At 44.3% G+C, this 18,045-nt stretch carries 15 protein-coding genes and 1 riboswitch; of the genes, 10 read left to right on the forward strand and 5 right to left on the reverse strand.

Annotated features, from left to right (window positions below; translation table 11 throughout):
- The first annotated feature begins 2 nt into the window (after nucleotides 1-2).
- Together AF333_RS13485 and AF333_RS13490 are read left to right on the forward strand one after the other, a co-directional pair.
- Nucleotides 3-1,187 (forward strand): MFS transporter, encoded by a 1,185-nt coding sequence (locus AF333_RS13485; protein WP_043064024.1) that lies wholly within the window; start codon nucleotides 3-5, stop codon nucleotides 1,185-1,187.
- A 94-nt stretch (nucleotides 1,188-1,281) separates the two neighbouring features.
- A complete protein-coding gene (locus AF333_RS13490) occupies nucleotides 1,282-1,728 on the forward strand; it encodes a universal stress protein (RefSeq protein WP_043064025.1) in 447 nt (148 codons plus the stop codon).
- A 113-nt stretch (nucleotides 1,729-1,841) separates the two neighbouring features.
- On the opposite strand, the gene AF333_RS13495 is transcribed toward AF333_RS13490, so the two are convergent.
- The gene (locus AF333_RS13495; protein ID WP_052811715.1) at nucleotides 1,842-2,378 is read right to left on the reverse strand and encodes a hemerythrin domain-containing protein; all 537 of its coding nucleotides are present in this window, start codon (nucleotides 2,376-2,378) and stop codon (nucleotides 1,842-1,844) included.
- A gap of 160 nt (nucleotides 2,379-2,538) precedes the next feature.
- On the opposite strand from AF333_RS13495, the gene AF333_RS35215 reads away from it, so the two are divergent.
- On the forward strand, nucleotides 2,539-2,691 hold the full coding sequence (locus AF333_RS35215) for a hypothetical protein (protein WP_235496433.1): 153 nt from the start codon (nucleotides 2,539-2,541) through the stop codon (nucleotides 2,689-2,691).
- A 34-nt stretch (nucleotides 2,692-2,725) separates the two neighbouring features.
- Here AF333_RS35215 and AF333_RS13500 read toward each other — a convergent pair whose 3' ends face one another.
- Nucleotides 2,726-4,057: an MFS transporter gene (locus AF333_RS13500; protein WP_043064026.1), complete on the reverse strand. Its 1,332-nt coding sequence runs from the start codon at nucleotides 4,055-4,057 to the stop codon at nucleotides 2,726-2,728.
- On the reverse strand, nucleotides 4,044-6,560 hold the full coding sequence (locus AF333_RS13505; protein WP_043064027.1) for a PEP/pyruvate-binding domain-containing protein: 2,517 nt from the start codon (nucleotides 6,558-6,560) through the stop codon (nucleotides 4,044-4,046). The genes AF333_RS13500 and AF333_RS13505 overlap by 14 nt, the downstream gene beginning before the upstream one ends.
- A gap of 643 nt (nucleotides 6,561-7,203) precedes the next feature.
- On the opposite strand from AF333_RS13505, the gene AF333_RS13515 reads away from it, so the two are divergent.
- The 5 genes from AF333_RS13515 (at nucleotide 7,204) to AF333_RS13535 (ending at nucleotide 11,388) form a co-directional block, all read left to right on the forward strand.
- A complete protein-coding gene (locus AF333_RS13515) occupies nucleotides 7,204-8,574 on the forward strand; it encodes an ammonium transporter (RefSeq protein WP_080787569.1) in 1,371 nt (456 codons plus the stop codon).
- A 253-nt stretch (nucleotides 8,575-8,827) separates the two neighbouring features.
- Nucleotides 8,828-9,226 (forward strand): DoxX family protein, encoded by a 399-nt coding sequence (locus AF333_RS13520; protein WP_043064029.1) that lies wholly within the window; start codon nucleotides 8,828-8,830, stop codon nucleotides 9,224-9,226.
- A 60-nt stretch (nucleotides 9,227-9,286) separates the two neighbouring features.
- On the forward strand, nucleotides 9,287-9,685 hold the full coding sequence (locus tag AF333_RS13525) for a DoxX family protein (RefSeq protein ID WP_043064030.1): 399 nt from the start codon (nucleotides 9,287-9,289) through the stop codon (nucleotides 9,683-9,685).
- Between the two features lie 130 nt (nucleotides 9,686-9,815).
- Nucleotides 9,816-10,700: an NAD(P)-dependent oxidoreductase gene (locus AF333_RS13530; protein WP_139188849.1), complete on the forward strand. Its 885-nt coding sequence runs from the start codon at nucleotides 9,816-9,818 to the stop codon at nucleotides 10,698-10,700.
- Between the two features lie 250 nt (nucleotides 10,701-10,950).
- Nucleotides 10,951-11,388 carry a hypothetical protein gene (locus tag AF333_RS13535; protein WP_052811716.1) on the forward strand — a complete coding sequence of 146 codons (438 nt, stop codon included), beginning with the start codon at nucleotides 10,951-10,953 and terminating at the stop codon, nucleotides 11,386-11,388.
- A gap of 83 nt (nucleotides 11,389-11,471) precedes the next feature.
- Here the strand turns inward: AF333_RS13535 and AF333_RS13540 are convergent, their stop codons facing one another.
- Together AF333_RS13540 and brnQ are read right to left on the reverse strand one after the other, a co-directional pair.
- Nucleotides 11,472-12,995: an amino acid permease gene (locus AF333_RS13540; protein WP_043064032.1), complete on the reverse strand. Its 1,524-nt coding sequence runs from the start codon at nucleotides 12,993-12,995 to the stop codon at nucleotides 11,472-11,474.
- Nucleotides 12,996-13,112: 117 nt separating this feature from the next.
- A riboswitch (Lysine riboswitch) is annotated at nucleotides 13,113-13,301 on the reverse strand.
- Between the two features lie 171 nt (nucleotides 13,302-13,472).
- Nucleotides 13,473-14,807, reverse strand: coding sequence for a branched-chain amino acid transport system II carrier protein (gene brnQ / locus AF333_RS13545; RefSeq protein WP_043064033.1), 1,335 nt, complete (start codon nucleotides 14,805-14,807; stop codon nucleotides 13,473-13,475).
- Between the two features lie 441 nt (nucleotides 14,808-15,248).
- Here brnQ and AF333_RS13550 point away from each other — a divergent pair, with 441 nt between their 5' ends.
- A complete protein-coding gene (locus AF333_RS13550) occupies nucleotides 15,249-16,658 on the forward strand; it encodes an APC family permease (RefSeq protein ID WP_235356574.1) in 1,410 nt (469 codons plus the stop codon).
- Between the two features lie 39 nt (nucleotides 16,659-16,697).
- Nucleotides 16,698-17,825 carry a class II histone deacetylase gene (locus AF333_RS13555; protein WP_043064034.1) on the forward strand — a complete coding sequence of 376 codons (1,128 nt, stop codon included), beginning with the start codon at nucleotides 16,698-16,700 and terminating at the stop codon, nucleotides 17,823-17,825.
- Nucleotides 17,826-18,045 lie beyond the last annotated feature (220 nt).

Genomic DNA, 18,045 nt, shown 5'->3' on the forward strand with positions numbered 1-18,045 from the left:
CGTTGAAAAACGATAGATTATGGAACCGGGATTTTATTGCTGTTTGTATCAGCAGCTTTTTTTTATTTATGACATTTTATTCGTTGGCTGTTACGCTTCCCGTATATGTCAAGGATACGCTTCAGGGAAGCACCCAGCAAATCGGGCTTGTGATGACGTATTTTATCATTGCGGCTGTCATTTTTCGCCCTCTGGCCGGAAAATGGATCGATGAGCTGAATCGGAGAAAAGTTATATTTATATCACTTGCTTTATTTATGATCTGTAGCTTTGTGTATGTAGGAATAAATAGCCTATCTGCTTTATTTGTCCTGCGTTTTCTGCATGGTGTCGGATTCGGAATCGCCACGACGGCAACTGGTGCAGTTGTTATTGATATTATACCGGACCAGCGAAAAGGGGAAGGGATCGGCTACTTTAGCTTGTTTATGAGTCTGGCGATGGTCATCGGACCTTTTGTGGGACTTACAATTATGACGCATTATAGCATTTACGTACTGTTTGTCGTATGTATTGTTTTTGCCGTGTTATCCTTTGTAATCGGGATGAGTGCTCGCATTCCCGAGCGTGCTCCGCGAGAGAAAGCGAAACAGTCCTGGCATTGGAAAAGTCTTATTGAACCAAAGTCGATTCCCATTTCTTTATCGGGAAGCGTTCTGGCGTTTTCTTACGGAGCCCTTACAACATTCATTTCCATTTATGCGAGAGAACTCGGTATCGAACAGGCTGCCAGCTATTTCTTTGTCGTATTTGCTGCAATGATTGTATTATCGCGTCCTTTCACAGGGAAGCTGTTCGATCGGATGGGGGAACACATTCTTGTCTATCCGGGTATTATATTGTTTACGATAGGCATGCTTGGATTAAGCCAATCACACACTACTTTCATATTTTTATTGATGGGAGCACTAATCGGGCTCGGATACGGAGCCCTTCTGCCAAGCTTTCAAACGATCGCTATTAAAGCTGCACCAAGCCATCGGAGAGGGCTTGCGACTGCTACCTATTTTGTATTCTTTGATTCAGGGTACGGAATTGGCTCATACGTTCTTGGTATTATCGCAGAAAAAACGAACTACCATACGATGTATTTCGTTGCCGGTATTGTCGTTGCCTGTACCACATTGCTGTATTATGGGCTTCATCATCGGAAAATGAGAACAGTAGCTAAGAAGGTGTATTCCTAATGTAAACTGTGCCAAGATTGTCACAGCATTTTTACGCAGATAGGCTACAATAGGGATGAGAACAGCTTTTCCATAACATAAGGGGGAGACAGGGATGTTCAAAAAAATACTTGTAGCCGTTGATGGATCAGAAATCAGCAAAAAAGTAATAGAAACGGCAGCTGTTGTGGGGAAAGGGAATGAAGCCGAAGTCATTCTTTTACATGTGGGGGAAGAAATTAATTTATATTTGTATCCGTACGCCAGGGGCCAGCTTCTTTCGGCACAATATAACCAAGAGTATAATGAAACCGTCCAAAAGCAGGCCAAGGAATTGCTTCAGATAGCCAAAGAAAAAATCCAAGCGAACGGTATTCATGCAATCGATGTGTATGCATGTGGAAATCCTGCACAAAAAATCATTGAGTATACAAAAGAAAATCCGATAGACCTTGTCATTATCGGAAACCGCGGGCTTGGTCCTTTCAAAGAGATGATGCTAGGAAGCGTCAGCCACAAGGTTTCGCAATTGGCAAACTGCCCCGTCTTAATTGTGAAGTAGAACGTCTTATAAATAAGCCAGGCAAGGATTCTTTACTCCTTGTCTGGCTTATTTTATAGAATAAAGCTTGATTAACAATTTCATTTTCTTGTAGAGGCGGTGTGTATAAATGATTAACGGTGCATACAAAATAACTGTTGTTTTTGTTCGGGTGTGAGTGAATTCTCAGCAAACGGAAACAGTACGGTTTCTTCTTTTGTAAAATGAAGCAGAAGGATCTGGCAGGCATCCATTAGATGGATGGCCGCTTTTTTTGCGTTTTCTAATGGAGAGGAGACAAATTGTTCAAATGTGGAAAGCAGTTTTTTCGCTTCTTCATGTTCAAGTTCCATTACATTGACAGGTCTAAAATCCGAACCCACTTTTTGTTTTAGCATGGTAAACAAGCCCTTTTCCTCTTTTTCAGAATGCAATTCGAGCTTTAGTCTGAATGCTTGTTCCTTCATGAAGAGGGCGAGGAGCATTCGCAGTATTTCCGGGTCATGTACGGGAATGTCGTTGCGAAAGAGTTGTCCGGCATCATCGATAAGTTCGCGCATGTTCTGGCGGAGCGGTTCGTGTTCATCAAGCAGCTGTTGGATAGCAGGACAGTAGGAAGCAGGCCTAGCCGCTGCTTGGGAGCAGGAAAAAGCCTGGGTTTCAGAAAACATCACGCATTCCTCCTTACAGTATTTGTATGGGTTGTACCTTTACTATATAAATGTTTGTTGCTGGAGGATGTGATTATCATCACAGGTAGAGAAAAGGAAAAGTAGTAAAATACTACGTATTAGTCTATATACATCTGATTTAATACATCGACAAATTCTTGTGGTGAGAGGGAAGAAAAGAAGGAAGGGCGGTGGGCGAGAGCGGTCGGAAAAAGACATGCTGGCCTTTCTTCTGCCGGGGCGCAGGGCGTCTCCATCCTCTTCTTTCTCCATCCCTCCTCCTTCCAACCACGCTACCCTGTCAAAATATTAAGTGTAATTTATATAGATACAGAGCAGGAAAGATATTATCTTGTGTTCGACACTGGTGTTACTGACGCTCTTCGCCCGATCCCCTGTGCCGTGATAATGCCCAGAACACTTGCTAAAAGCAATGCCATAAATAAAATATGTGAATTGAGGACAAGCCCTACCAACGTAGAGGCGACCATACTTCCAAAATAGCGGAATGTGGAAAAAATTCCGGATGCGATGCCCGCCATACTTTTATCGACCGATTCAAGGGACGATGTCTGCATGCCTGGTGTTCCAATACCAATGGCTAATCCGCCCCAGAGAAGCGTAAGAACAAGATAGCTGATCGAGCGTACGTCGCTTAGGAAGAAAAATAAAAGATTGGCTCCTGTCATGCAAGCAAAGGAGAGGCTAATGATTTTGCGGCTCCCGAATTTACTGGTTATATGTCCGCCTATCCATCCCGCTACTGACATCGAGATGGAAAAGCATGATAAAATCAGCCCGCTTTGTGATGTAGACAATTGGAACTGAGAGGTCATTAGTAAAGGCATCATTAGCAATATGGCATACATCGTAAAATTGCTGAGCAGGATGGATAGATTAGCACTCGTAAAGGTTCGATTATGAAATAAGCCAAAATGGATTAACGGCGCAGGAGCACGCTTCTCTCTACGAACGAATAAATAGCTAAAGGTAAGAAGACAAGCTCCCATCATAAAGTAGGTGATAGGTCGGTGCGGATGCGTAAGTAAAATAAAAAGAGTAAAGCTGATCGCTAAATAAATAGCTCCCGGAATATCAAGGGGTACTGGATTTGTAGTATCAACGTTCGGAATGATAAAAATAGCGCTAAGAAAAGCGAACAGCAAAAATGGGACATTAACCCAAAATATGGATTGCCAGCCAAATGAGTCGATCAGGACTGAACCGATTAACGGACCGAGCGCTGCCCCTAATCCCATTCCCATGCCCAACAGACCTAGCACTTTGGCGAGACGCCCCTTTTCTACTGTATGCCGTACAATTGCCATGGAATTAGGTGTAAGCAAAGCTCCACCTATCGCTTGCAAAGACCGAAAGACAATAAGTAAGAGCACATTTGGTGAGAATGCACAGCCAACAGAAGCAAGTAGAAATAAGGAGATGCCCCAGATGTACATTCGGCGATTGCCATAGATGTCGCCAAGTTTTCCCGCAATTGGCTGTGTGACAGCCATGACGATTAAATAAATGGTGACAATCCAGGAGATGCTTGCGATGCTTTCGTTAAAAAAATCCGAAATCGACGACAGCCCTACCGCAATCATCGTGGAGTTAATGGGAACAAGGATCGTTCCCATTAACAAAGAAAGAATAAGGATGTATTCTTTATTCCGACTCAACGATTTTCACCGTCCCGTCCGTTCCATTCACCATGACGATATCACCGTCTTGTAATGTTGTAGTCGCTATCTTTGTTCCGACTACCGCTGGAATTCTATATTCTCTTGCAATGATTCCGGAGTGGGACAGGATGCCTCCCGAATCAGTAATCACCGCGCCGGCAGATGAGAATAATATTGTCCAGGCAGGCGTAGTAGTCCGGCATACAAGAACGTCCCCTTTCTGCAATTTGGAAAAGTCTTCTTGTCGATGAATAACCTTAACAGTGCCTGTATATGTTCCTTTTGCGGCGGCAAAGCCTCTAAAGGTGGTTCTCTCTGTATCTGTAACTTCTGTTTCCATACTTCCGAACATGCCTTTTATTATTGGGTTCTCCATGTATTCTTTTGGAATCTTTCCATAATGGGAAGGAACCGTTTTGTTGCGGCTTTCATCATACTCTCGTTTTCGTTCTTCGATTATGCCGAGAAGAGGAATCGGATGTTGTAGTGCCTTCAGTACTTCATCATAATATAAATAAAAAATATCTTCTGCATCTTTCAGTACGGCCTGCCGAACCAGTAATGTCCCGACATGAAGCAGAAACAGCCTCGTTTTTGCGGTGAGCATTGCATCAATGTAAAAATGATGATCATCACGAACGCAGGCCCCCTCCAATGCATACTCATATAACTTCATGAATTGGCGCTTTGCTTTACTATCGTCAAGTCCATGAATAAAAGATTCATAGCTCTGCTGTCTTTGGGCTGCTTTTTGTTGAAACTCTTCTTCAAAATCGTATCCTGATTCAATCAATACTTGAATATGAGCTAGAACGAGAGCTGGATTTTCAATCCAGGTCGTACCTATGAATTCATGTACATCCGCTTTGCGGTATCCATATATCGACAGCATATCATGTAAAGATTGCAGGAATTGACGACCTTCCGTGCTACAAGCGAGCTCTTCTTCTAAATGCTTTGCTTTATACCTAGCAAAAGCGGCGGATAATATTGAACTGTTCTTTACTGTTTTGGCTAATTTCCATAGCTCTCTGTCTGTCTCCAATGTTTTGTTCATGACCCCGACCAATTGTTCGTGAATGAAAAGGGGATCGCTTTTTCCAATGAGTTGCTCATAAATATTCCCCAATAGAGCATTGAGCATCTCCGCCGGTATGACAATCTGAAAATGAATTTCCCAGGCTTTCTTGTAAAAGGCGAGCAGCTGTTTCAATTTGTTTTCTGCTTCTTTTGGTGACAATTCGTTTTTCCTGGCTTCATCAAATATAGCGTAGTTGGGCAGTAGGATTTTTTCCACAGCCTGATACAAGTTTTGTTTTAGATGTGGAAATAAGAGAGCCATTTTCTCCTGTTGTCTTTTTGCACGTTCCGCCATATTTTCCGTATGAACAGTCATTGTTTGATAAAAGTAATAATCCTCGCATTTTAATTCGATATCGGAAGCGAAAAAGTCGAATTCGTTGACAGCTTTGTTCATTCCATAATTAAAGGCGGGGATCATAAAAGAAGCGAATAAAGGTGTTTTGGCTCCAGGAAAATGACTGTCATCATGAATCCAGAACGGCCTTCTTTGTTTATCAGCTTCCGTTAGTATGATAGATTGTTGAAATTTTGAGAGAATCGTTGTCACAGGCCTAACCTGTAACAGGTAGATTTGCCCCTGCTCGATACCGAATTCTATATCTACGGGAGTGTCATACAGCTTTTCGACGGTGCTGGACATATCAGCCAGATGGTGGATTTGAGGTTCGCTCAGGCAGAGGCTTCTTTGTTCTTCTACGGATGTTTCCAGTGTTTGTACGCCGGTTTGGCTGGCGATGATTTTCACTTCCTTTGCCCCTGCTTCTTTTTGAATGCCTCGGGTGGTTTTATCTACGATAAACAGGTCGGGAGTGACGATGCCGGATACGATAGCTTCTCCCAGTCCATAGCTTGCATTAATGACAACCTGCTCTGGATTATGTGTAATCGGATTCGCGCTGAATAATACGCCTGAGACGTCAGAGTGAATGAGCCCCTGAACGATAACTCCCATTGAAAGTTCGGTGACAGGCAGATTCATTTTACTCATATATTGCATCACATGTGGAGTAAACATAGAGGCCCAGCAAGCCCGTACCTTATCCTCAAGGTCCTGGGACGTTGTTATATTCAGAAATGTGTCATACTGCCCGGCAAAAGAAGCTCCCGACAAGTCTTCCGCAGCAGATGAGGAGCGTACGGCAACAGAATGATAGGTTGACAACAGCTCTTCGAACTTCTGGTACAAGATGTTTTGAATATCCTTCGGAATTTCCATAGTAGGGAGGATTTGTGCAAATTTCTGTATATGTGACATGTTCAGCTGATTGTATTCTAGACAACGCAAGAAAGCCTCCATCGTAACGACAAATCCATTCGGAACAGGCAATTGATGGTTTAATAAAATGGATAAGTTCTTTGCTTTTGAGCCGATGGATTTTTCGTGATTTTGTGCTTCTGTAAAGGACAAGATATACATATTGTTTCTCCGCTCCTTTTATTAATATGGGTACGCATGAACAACGTTTTGTAAAAATTTACACAATGTTTACCTTTTTTTCGAACGATCTTAAAAAAAGCATCCGATAATAAAAGAAGGAACATGAATGCTTAAAGGAGGCACCATAATGAAAGAAGAACACGTTGTGTTCCTGTATGTGCGTGGGAAAAAAATAAAATTGACGATGAAACAATATAACTTGCTTACACAAACTCAACCCGTTAATCAGGGTAATAAAATATGATGTTATGTAGCGTATAAAAGTCCGGAAGGCGGTTGTAAATGACCGATATATCCGGGCTTTTTCTAATGAAAGGTCGTATCCATCTTATCTTTATATTTCTGCTGTATGATTTATGTCAAAACGTTCCATATAAAGAGGAGAATATGCCCAAAACACAGGTTGAAAGAAGGAATGTAAGACAGGGAGTTCCATTAATAAAATGGATACTAACTCCTGTTTTTTTCGCCCAAAATACCTGCCTACGAAATGAATGTATAATCGGTATCAAGAAAAAACATGTTAAATAACCTGACATAAACCCCGAAATTGAACAATAAAACGAGTACACTATAAACACATAACAACAGCGTTATGATTATTGTTCAAAGGGGTGGAAAGATGAAGAGATGGGGGTTGCTGGTTCTTATCGTATTATGCCTCATACCGCAAAGTGCATGGGCGGCGGAGAGTGTTGAGCAGGTTGCCAAATCAACAGATTATTTATGGATTATCATCTCGGCGATTTTGGTTATTTTCATGCAGCCCGGATTCGCTTTGCTTGAGGCTGGGTCTACCCGAATGAAAAATGCCGGGCATGTAGCTGGGAAAACAATTTTAGCCTTTGGACTATGTTCTCTTGTCTTTTGGGCAGTTGGATTTGGTGTTACATTCGGTGAGGGCAATGCGTTTGCGGGTCTTTCCGGATTTCTGCTAAACGGGATAAATGAAGTAGGTGGCGTCCCGGTTGAACTTTTCTTCCTATTCCAGCTCGCGTTTGCAGGTGTATCCTTGGCAGTTGCTTTCGGAGGATTTGCCGAACGTGCAAAGCTATCGGTATATTTAATCTTTAGTATTTTATTTATAGCACTTATTTATCCAGTTATCGGCCATTGGATTTGGGGCGGAGGATGGCTTGCAGAACACGGAAAGCAGGATTTCGCAGGTTCTACGGTGGTGCATTTGACGGGTGCTACGGCGGCTTTTATCGCAACGATGATGTTAAAGCCGCGGCTGGGCAAGTTTAATGCTAATGGGAAGCCCAATCTCATACCTGGTCATAACCAGGTATATACTGTGCTTGGCGTATTTGTTCTATGGGTCGGCTGGTTTGGATTCAATGCCGGAAGCACATTAACTGTAGGGACCGGTTTATTCAGCCACGTTGCGATTACAACACAGTTGGCTACGGCAGCTGCCGCGGTATTCGCACTTCTCGCTTCCTGGATTTATAGCGGCAAGGCGGACATTACCTCTATGTTGAATGGTACGCTCGCTGGCTTGGTTGCGATTACTGCTTCCTGCGCATTTGTCGAGATATGGGCTGCCGTATTGATTGGAGCAATTGCTGGCGTGCTTACGTACTTTACGGCTATTTACCTTGAACGCAAAGGCATTGATGATCCGATTTATGCTGCCTCCGTACATGGAATGGCCGGCGTTTGGGGAACGTTGGCTAACGGATTTTTTGCTTCTCCCCGCCTGGTGGAAACAGTGGGTGTTGGCAGGGAAGGTTTGATATATGGAGGCGGTTTTCATCAGTTAGGTGTTCAGGCGATAGGGGTCTTGGCTTGTTTTGTTTATGTGGCTGTTGCTACGTATATTGTGATCGCCAGCTTGAAGGCGACTATCGGTATACGAGTATCAGAAGAAGAAGAGATTCTTGGTTTAGATATTAGCGAACACGGAGTGTATGGGTATCCTGAGCACCTTCAAGAATCTTCTTTAGACCCATTCCACGTACCGTCTTCTCAATTGAAAAACAGCGTATAGTTACAGATAGCTTATCAAGCCCGGTCAATGACCGGGCTTTTGCTGTGTTGTTCACTACGATTTTACGCATGCTAAGTAATATAACACCCTTGATAATACAAATGTAATTTTATATGCAGATTATATAGAGATATTAATTACTTTTTATATCTTAATAATTTTATAGATAGTTACTTGACAAAAGTAAGTTATAAAGTTTATTATTCTTACATAAAGTTAGTTATAGACAAAAAGTTGATAAGGAGGGAACAAAATGAGTGTAGGACTTTTGATAATCCGTTTAGTGATTGGTCTGACTTTTGTGGGGCATGGTGCACAAAAATTGTTTGGTTGGTTTGGTGGTCATGGGTTAAAAGGAACTGCAGGTTGGTTGGAATCCATTGGCGTAAAACCGGGTGTATTGATGGCCTTTCTGGCCGGCGCAGGCGAATTGGTAGGTGGCCTTCTATTTGCAGCCGGATTCTTGACGCCGGTTGGGGCTTTGCTTATCGTTGTTACCATGCTTGTAGCCATTTTTACTGTTCACGGAAAAAACGGCTACTGGGCAACAGAAAGCGGATTTGAATACAATGCGATTCTGATTGCGGTAGCGATTGGTGTAGCTTTAATTGGACCTGGTTCATACGCGCTTGATGCGATTGTGTTTGGTTGATGAGCAAACACACGATTGAAAATAACGTACTCATAAAGCAGATAAGGGAGATAGTAAAGAATGACGAAGCAGTCTGAGATAGGAACATTGATTTTACGACTTGTAATAGGGATTACTTTTTTGATTCATGGTTTGGACAAATTTCAAAGTGGAATAGGCAATATAGCAGGATGGTTTGAAAGCATCGGACTTCCAGGATTTCTGGCTTACATTGTAGCGACAATCGAAACCGTAGGTGGCATTGCAGTGATTTTGGGCCTTGGCACTCGTATCGTATCATTTTTATTTATACTTGTTTTGGCAGGAGCTATTATTACAGTGAAAAGCGCTGTTGGATTCACAGGCAATGGTCAAATGGCTGGATATGAACTCGACCTGGCATTGTTGGCGATAGCTGTCCATCTTGCTATCAATGGGAGTAGTTTATATTCTGTAGACGCTTTGTTACGGAAAAAATAAACAAATCAGCAAGCCAATTTGATGTTGGCTTGCTTTTTTATGTAATCAGATATATCTTTTTCCATTTCTAAATTTTCTTATATAATAGAAGGGACAGACGTAACAGCAAACATAGTATAGGGGTGGAATGATGACAGCAGTCACAAAATCTACAATCGGATTTATCGGTACCGGCGTTATGGGAAAAAGCATGGCTGGACACCTACTGACAGCAGGTTATCCTGTTCATGTGTACAATCGCACAAAAGCAAAAGCGGAGGAACTCATTGCAGCTGGCGCAGTCTGGAATGATACTGTAGCAGAGCTGTCCTCTAAGGCGGATGTAATCATTACAATGGTTGGTTATCCGAAAGACGTAGAAGAGACTTATTTGGGAGAAGGCGGTATTTTAGCGCACGCCAAAGAAGGTGCTTATGTCATTGACATGACGACATCAAGTCCGATGCTTGCAAAGAAAATTTACGAAGCAGCTAAGCAAAAAAATATTCATACGCTGGATGCTCCGGTGTCTGGCGGTGATATCGGCGCACGTGAAGCGCGGCTTGCGATTATGGTCGGCGGAGACGAAACAGCATTTGAAGCAGTTCAGCCGATTTTAGAGAAAATGGGTGCAAATATTGTGTATCAAGGTTCAGCAGGAGCCGGTCAACATACGAAGATGTGCAACCAAATTGCGATTGCATCCGGTATGATCGGCGTATGTGAGGCGATGGTATATGCTAAACGGGCAGGTCTAGACCCTGAGAATGTACTGAAAAGTATCTCTACGGGTGCTGCGGGTAGTTGGTCGCTGAGCAATCTGGCTCCGCGGATGCTAAAAGGTGATTTTGCACCCGGATTTTACATTAAGCACTTCATCAAGGACATGGGGATTGCGTTGGAAGCAGCAGAAGAGATGGGAATGATGACGCCGGGATTGAAGCTGACAAAATCGTTGTATGATGAGTTGGCAGAAAAAGGTGAGGAAAATAAAGGTACACAGGCACTGTACAGGCTCATTGATGAACAAATATAAAGTCAGTGGAGGCCTTACTGTTCGTTAAATGTGGATAAAGTAAGACAGAAGCAAGAAATCGAGAGGCATTCCTTATAACAAGGGATGCCTTTTTCTTATTTCTACCATTGAGAAGAAGCAGGAAAATGTAGTAAAATGATGGTATATTATTTTAAATATTTGGTCAATTAAAAACGCACTTCAGTTGCTCGTTGTGAGTACGTTATATACAACGATATAGCAGTAAACAAACGGAGGAGGAGAATATCGAATGGAAACCAGCAAAGGGTATACAGAAGTGAGCGAGAGGTTCTGTGGCAGATGGTCTCTGCGTCCGGAAAAATCGTGGTACGAATTCGGTGCGCCGGCGCAGCGGGCTGAATATCGCATTAAACAGGAAGATGAGCGGCTTGAAATTGCAATCGAGTGGAAATCGTCCGATGGACAGACTTTTACGATGACGAACTATTTCATTCCGGACGGACAGGAGTATCCGTATCACGATCCTTCGATTGCCGATACCGTCTCTGCAGTATTTGCGAATGAGCGAACGCTGGATACGACCTCGTTGAAGGGTGGGGAAGTTATTCTGCATGCACGTCGTGAACTTTTGGAAGATGGGCGGTCGATGATCATTACGCAAACCGGGAAAACGGCACAAGGTACTGCTTTTTCGAATATTTCCTTCTATGAAAAACAACCGGAATAACATTCTTTTCTCTAGCGAAAAAACCCGCATGAACGTCATCGTTCACGCGGGTTTCTTTATCATAACATTGTATGTTGAGATTACTAAACCGATCGGTTGTTGCTCTGCTCATCCTCAGCGCTGTTGAAGTTACATTCTTGAAGCGGGATAACCTTCGTTTTTTTCGCTCCTTTATATCCGAGCCACAGTATCAGGAAGAGCGGAAGGCCAATATAAGAGATAAGCACACCGTTCCAATCGATACTGTCACCCATGAACGCCGTGTAGTTTTGCCCCAGAATAACGATAATACAAAGTACAAATGCAAAAATCGGTCCGAACGGGAACCATTTGGCTCGGTACGGCAAATCACGCAAGTCATGGCCCTGGGCGATATATGCCTTACGGAAGCGATAATGGCTGACGGCAATGCCAAGCCAGGCGATAAAGCCAGACATGCCGGACGCATTTAATAGCCATGTATATACAACGCCATCGCCAAAGAAAGAGGCGAGAAAAGCAGCCATGCCGACAGCTGTTGTCGCAAGCAGCGCATATACCGGAACACCGCGGCGGTTTAGCTTGCCGAACACTTTTGGTGCTTTGCCTTCTTTCGCCAATACCCAGAGAATCCGGGTAGAGGCATACATGCCGGAGTTACCAGCAGACAGCACTGCCGTTAGGATAACAGCATTCATTACAGACGCTGCAAATGCCAGACCGGCTTTCTCGAATACAATTGTGAACGGGCTTTTGGCGATTGTTTCAATATCGCTGTTCACCAGGCTTGGATGCGTATACGGAAGCAGAAGTCCGAGAATAAAAATAGCCAATACATAAAACAGCAGAATGCGCCAGAATACCTGCCGAATGGCTTTCGGCACATTCTCTTTTGGATTGTCGCTCTCACCAGCCGCAACACCCAGAAGTTCCGTTCCCTGAAAGGAAAAACCAGCTGCCATGAAGATGCCGAGAATGGCCATAAATCCGCCATGGAACGGTGCGTCGCCTGCGGTGAAGTTCGTAAAACCAACCGCTTCGCCTCCCATAATGCCGAAAATCATTAATAAGCCAATGATGATAAAGATAATAACTGTTGCCACTTTAATAAGTGCGAACCAGTATTCCGATTCTCCATAGCTTTTGACAGAAAGATAATTTAACCCGAACATCAGCACAAGGAACAGAGCACTCCAAAGAAAAGAGGAGCTGTTCGGAAGCCAGAATTTCACCAGCAGCGTACCGGCTGCCAGTTCCGCTGCAATCGTAATCGCCCAGTTGTACCAGTAATTCCAGCCAAGCGCAAAGCCAAGCGCCGGATCAACGAAGCGGGATGCATACGTACTGAAAGAGCCGGATACCGGCATAAATGTTGCTAGTTCGCCAAGACTGGTCATGAGAAAGTAGACCATGATGCCGATTGCGATATATGCAACGAGTGCGCCGCCTGGACCAGCTGTATGAATGGCGCTGCCACTCGCAAGGAACAGTCCAGTTCCAATGGAGCCGCCGAGAGCAATCATGGTTAGATGACGCGCTTTCAGACCGCGTCGCAATTGTTCTTTTGGTGTACCGGAATTTGCTTGCGTGTGATCGGCAGTTGTTTGTTGTGGTACGGTATCTTGCACGTAGAAACACTCCTTCTATATAGATGACATGAATATGCATCGGAAGGGGGAGTGAGAATAAAAAATACCGCCCTGGGAAATAGCGGCGGTATCCTTAATCACCCGCATCATACCTTCCATGAAGATAGCACACCACGTTTGCCAGGATAGCAAACGTGACAGTTCCGTTCCTATTCGAAAACGGACCCAGCCTGCACGCCGAAGAATGCGCGAAGGCTTCGGCGGTGGTTCCTTTCCGGTGAATTCTCAGGCATTCTTCTTGCCTCCTGCACCGTACTTATAACGACCGCGACCTCTACCTCATCGTTGATGATGAGGATTGTGTATATTTAATTTGTAAACAACGTTTTTAGTATAGTAGAGATTATAAGATTAATCAATAGATTTTATTTTCTTATCAATCGATTCTCCTTTATATGGACAATTCCCCATGGAGCGTATGGCATGGCGGGCGAAAAAGCCCGAGCGAGTTTTTCTTTATGCTACATCTTTTTCTGTATGTGTATTCCATGTATGTCTGATTTTATCAAACACATTTCCTGCCAAAATACCAACAATAGCAGGTGTAATCCAGCCCAATCCCTCGTTGTACAGAGGCAGACCCGATAGGACACTAGACCATTTGCCAGCAAAGAATACAGTGTTTGCCGTATCGATCAGGCTAAACAGACCGACAAGCACAACTGTAATCGTATAAACGGTTGGGGCTGCCGCTATATACCGGTGGGCAAGGGCTAGGATAATCAAAATGATAGCTATTGGATAGAGAATACCAAGAACCGGTACAGACACTTTAAGAATTTGCGTAAGACCCAGGTTAGCGATGACCATGCTCCAAACGGTTAGGACAGTTGCCCATTCTTTGTATGAAAGCCAGGGCAGAGCTGTATTGAAAAACTGGCTGCATGAGATGACAAGCCCAATAGATACGCACAGACAGGCGAGCGTAAACAGCAAGCCGAGCAGGATGGTTCCTCCTGCACCGAAAAGATGGTTCATTAGAAGCGTCAGAATTTGCGCACCATTTTCCGTATCAGCGGCATGTGGAGTCACAGCACCGAGATAGCCGAGTGCGAGATAAATAAGTGACAGCAATAGGCCCGCACCTAGACCTGCATACATCATATAGATGGACAGAGACTTTTCCTCGTGAACCCCTTTGGCTTTCAACGTATTGGCGATAACGATGCCGAAAGCAAGTGCCGCAAGCGCATCCATTGTCAAATAGCCATCGAGAAATCCTTGAAAGGTTGGATTGGGTCCATAGTTGCCTTCTGGCGCTTGTAGTGTATTCATTGGTGTGAAGAGGCTTTTGATGAAAATAACGGCGATCATCGCAAGCAAAAATGGCGTCAATAGCTTGCTGAACCGATCGACCAGCTTAGATGGCGATAGGCTAAGCCAGAATACAACACCGAAAAAGGCAAGGGTATATATAGCCAATGCCAGAGGACTTCCCTTGAGGTCCGTAGATAGAAAAGGCAAGGCCCCCATCTCATATGCTAAGCTGCCTGCGCGCGGAATAGCCAGACCCGGTCCAATGGAGAGATAAATGAGAAACGGAAACAGAAATGCGAATGACGGATGTACACGTCCGGCCAAAGCCTGGAATCCACCCGCTTTAGCAACCGCCATAACGCCGAGAATGGGCAAGCCTGCGGCTGAGAGAATGAAACCGGCGAGCGAGAGCCACAGGTTGTTCCCGGCTGATTGTCCGAGAAACGGAGGGAAAATTAAGTTTCCGGCTCCGAAAAACATCGAAAACAGCATAATGCTTATCAGAATGATTTCTTTTTTTGTTAAATGATTCATATAGATGCTCCTTCTTCTCAACCCAGGTATGTCAAGTGAATCGAAATAAAGATAGTATGCAGGATGTGCTGCGAAAAGTTGCTACATCTTGACAATTATATTTGTTTTTGCATCAAGAAGTACGAAACGCATTGTACCAATTCTTCATCAAAAAAACTAGTTGATTTCTTATATTCGCAATAGTAGATGTAGTCAGCGATTTTGCTTTCCATATGTAAATCAGTAAAACAATGGCACATGCATTTTATGCAATTTAGCATGGATTATGCTGTTTTACATAAAAATAAGGATAGAATGCAAATTTATGTTAAGTTAGCTAACGTTAAAACAGTAGGGAATAAATAATTCGAATAGAATAAATAATATAAATTAATGTTTTGGTATGAATATTGCTTCTTTTTACAAATGAAAAGGGACACTACCAAAATCAGGGGGATTGCCATGTTGAAAGAAGCTAAAAAACACCCTCAGGAACAAGCAGGAATGAATCAAGGATTTACTCGGACACTAACACTGCTGCCGCTCGTTATACTCGGACTTGCATACATGGCTCCAATGACCGTGTTCTCGACGTTTGGAGTAGCTGCCCAGACGACGCATGGTGCGGTACCAGCCGCCTATGTGATGGCACTTATTGCGATGCTATTCACCGCATATAGCTATGGCAGAATGGTTAAAATCTATCCTTCAGCTGGTTCAGCGTATACATACACCCAGAAGACGATCAGTCCGCATCTGGGATTTGTGGTGGGCTGGTCGGTGTTAATGGATTATTTGTTTTTACCGATGATTAACTTTTTGCTGGCTGGTGCATTTTTGGCTGCTGCATTCCCGGTTATACCGGCCTGGGGATGGACGCTCCTGTTTATCATGGTGATTACAGGTGTCAACGTATTTGGGATTAGGCTGGCGGCCCGGGTGAATGCGGTTTTGATTTTGTTTCAGCTCCTCGTTACGATCATTTTCGTATCGCTGGCGATCCGGGGTCTGGAGAATGGCATGGGAATGGGCACTTTATTTTCTGCGCTTCCATTCTACAATCCCGATGTATCGTATTCGTTCGTATTGGCTGGTGCATCGATTCTTTGCCTATCGTTTCTCGGGTTCGATGCGGTGACGACGCTGTCCGAGGAAACCGTAGAACCGAAGAAAAACGTACCGAGGGCGATTTTTCTTATCGCGCTCATCGGCGGATTACTGTTCACGGTTGTTTCCTATATTACGCAGCTCGTATATCCGGACTTCAACTCATTTAAAGTAGTCGATTCCGCAGCCTTTGAGATTGCCGAATATATCGGGGGTTCCCTGTTTGCTTCCTTATTTCTTGCAGGCATGATTACTGCATGTGTAGCGTCTGGATTGTCATCGCAAGCGAGCGCTGCTCGTCTGCTGTTTGCAATGGGAAGGGAGAACGTATTGCCTTCCCGGGTGTTTAGCTATATTCATCCGCGTTTTCGTACCCCGTTGAATAACGTGCTGCTGATAGGCGTGTTTTCTCTTTCAGCGCTTGTGATGGATTTGGTGACAGCCGCTTCTTTCGTTAACTTTGGTGCCCTGGTTGCCTTTACATTTGTTAATGTATCGGTGATTTTTCATTATTACATTCGTGAACGGCGGCGCAGTCCTGGCGGTTCCGTGCTTTATTTGTTGTTGCCGCTCATCGGTGCAGGCTTCAACATGTGGCTTTGGAGTAATCTGGACAAGCATTCACTGACCCTCGGTGGTATCTGGGTTGCCGCAGGGATTGTATATTTACTATTTTTAACAAAAGGATTTCGTCAGCAGCCGCCACAGCTTCACTTTGATGAGGCAGAAGAGCGAACAGGAGGAGCAAATCAGAATATTTCATAACAGTAAAAAAAGCAATAAGGTCTGAGGAGGAGAGATGATATGAAACCAACTGGATTTATTTTTCATGAAGATTACGTGAAACATGATACAGGTACGCAGGTATACTCGTTTCCAGATGGAGGCACAATGAATGTTGGACTTGAGTTCGAGAATCATCACCGTGTCCGTTATATTAAAGAAATGCTAGAGAAAAGCGGTCTACTCCAGCAGATGCACTCGGTTATCCCTGAGCCTGCACGTGATGAAGATTTGCTTCGTGTACATACAGAACGCCATCTTGCACATATTCGTGATACAGCCGCAAAAGGCCTGCGTGTATTCGGACCGGAAGCGTATGGCTGCCCGGTATCGGAGGAGGTTGCGCGTTTGTCGGCAGGCGGCGCGATAAAGGCTGTAGATATCGCGATGGGTGAAGAATCAGGTCTGACACAGGCATATGCATTAATCCGTCCTCCGGGACACCATGCTTCTAGCGACCAGGCGATGGGATTTTGCTTATATAATAACGTGGCGGTGGCGGCGCGTTATGCGCAGGCCAAGTATGGGTTGAGCAGGGTAGCGATTATCGACTGGGATGTGCATCACGGCAATGGCACGCAGGATATTTTTTATGAGGATGACAGTGTTCTCTTTATTTCATTGCATGAAGCGCAAAATTTTCCGTCGGATACGGGCGATGTTACGGAGACGGGTGCAGGGAAAGGTGAAGGCTATACTGTGAATGTTCCATTGCCGTCCGCCACAGGAGAAGCGGGATATCGGCATGCATTCGAACAAGTCGTACTTCCTGTACTCGAAGAATATCGTCCAGAGCTGGTGCTTATCTCAGCCGGACAAGATCCGAATGGAATGGATCCGCTATCACGCATGATGGTCATGCGTCCCGGCTTCCGTTATATGGCACGAACGCTGCGCGAGCTGGCAGAGCGGGTGTGTGATGGGCGTGTCGTTGTATTGCAGGAGGGTGGCTATAGTCTTCCATATCTTCCAATTGCTACGCTTGGTGTAATCGAAGGGCTTATGGATTGTGAAGTTGATTTCCAAGATCCGCATTCAATTCCGGAGCGTCCGCTGATGGAAGAGGCCATACAGGCGGTGCAAAAGAGTCGGCACGCGCTTGCCCCGTATTGGAATCATTTGCACGATACACAGACTGCACATAAATAGAGATGTTTTGGTAAGCATACAATAAGAAAGTAGAGAGTCTGGAAGCTGACCGGAAAAATGGGGTCGGCTCCAGACTTTTTAATTTTTCTCAGTACTCTATATGGCCTTGTCTTTATATTTGGAGAAGGTGAGAAGGAGCCAAATGGACAGAGAAAAACCCGGAGCAGCCGTGGCGGCTGATTCCGGGTTTTGTGGTGTGTTACAATAGAAGACAAAAGCG

Source organism: Aneurinibacillus migulanus, assembly GCF_001274715.1.
Lineage (GTDB): Bacteria > Bacillota > Bacilli > Aneurinibacillales > Aneurinibacillaceae > Aneurinibacillus > Aneurinibacillus migulanus.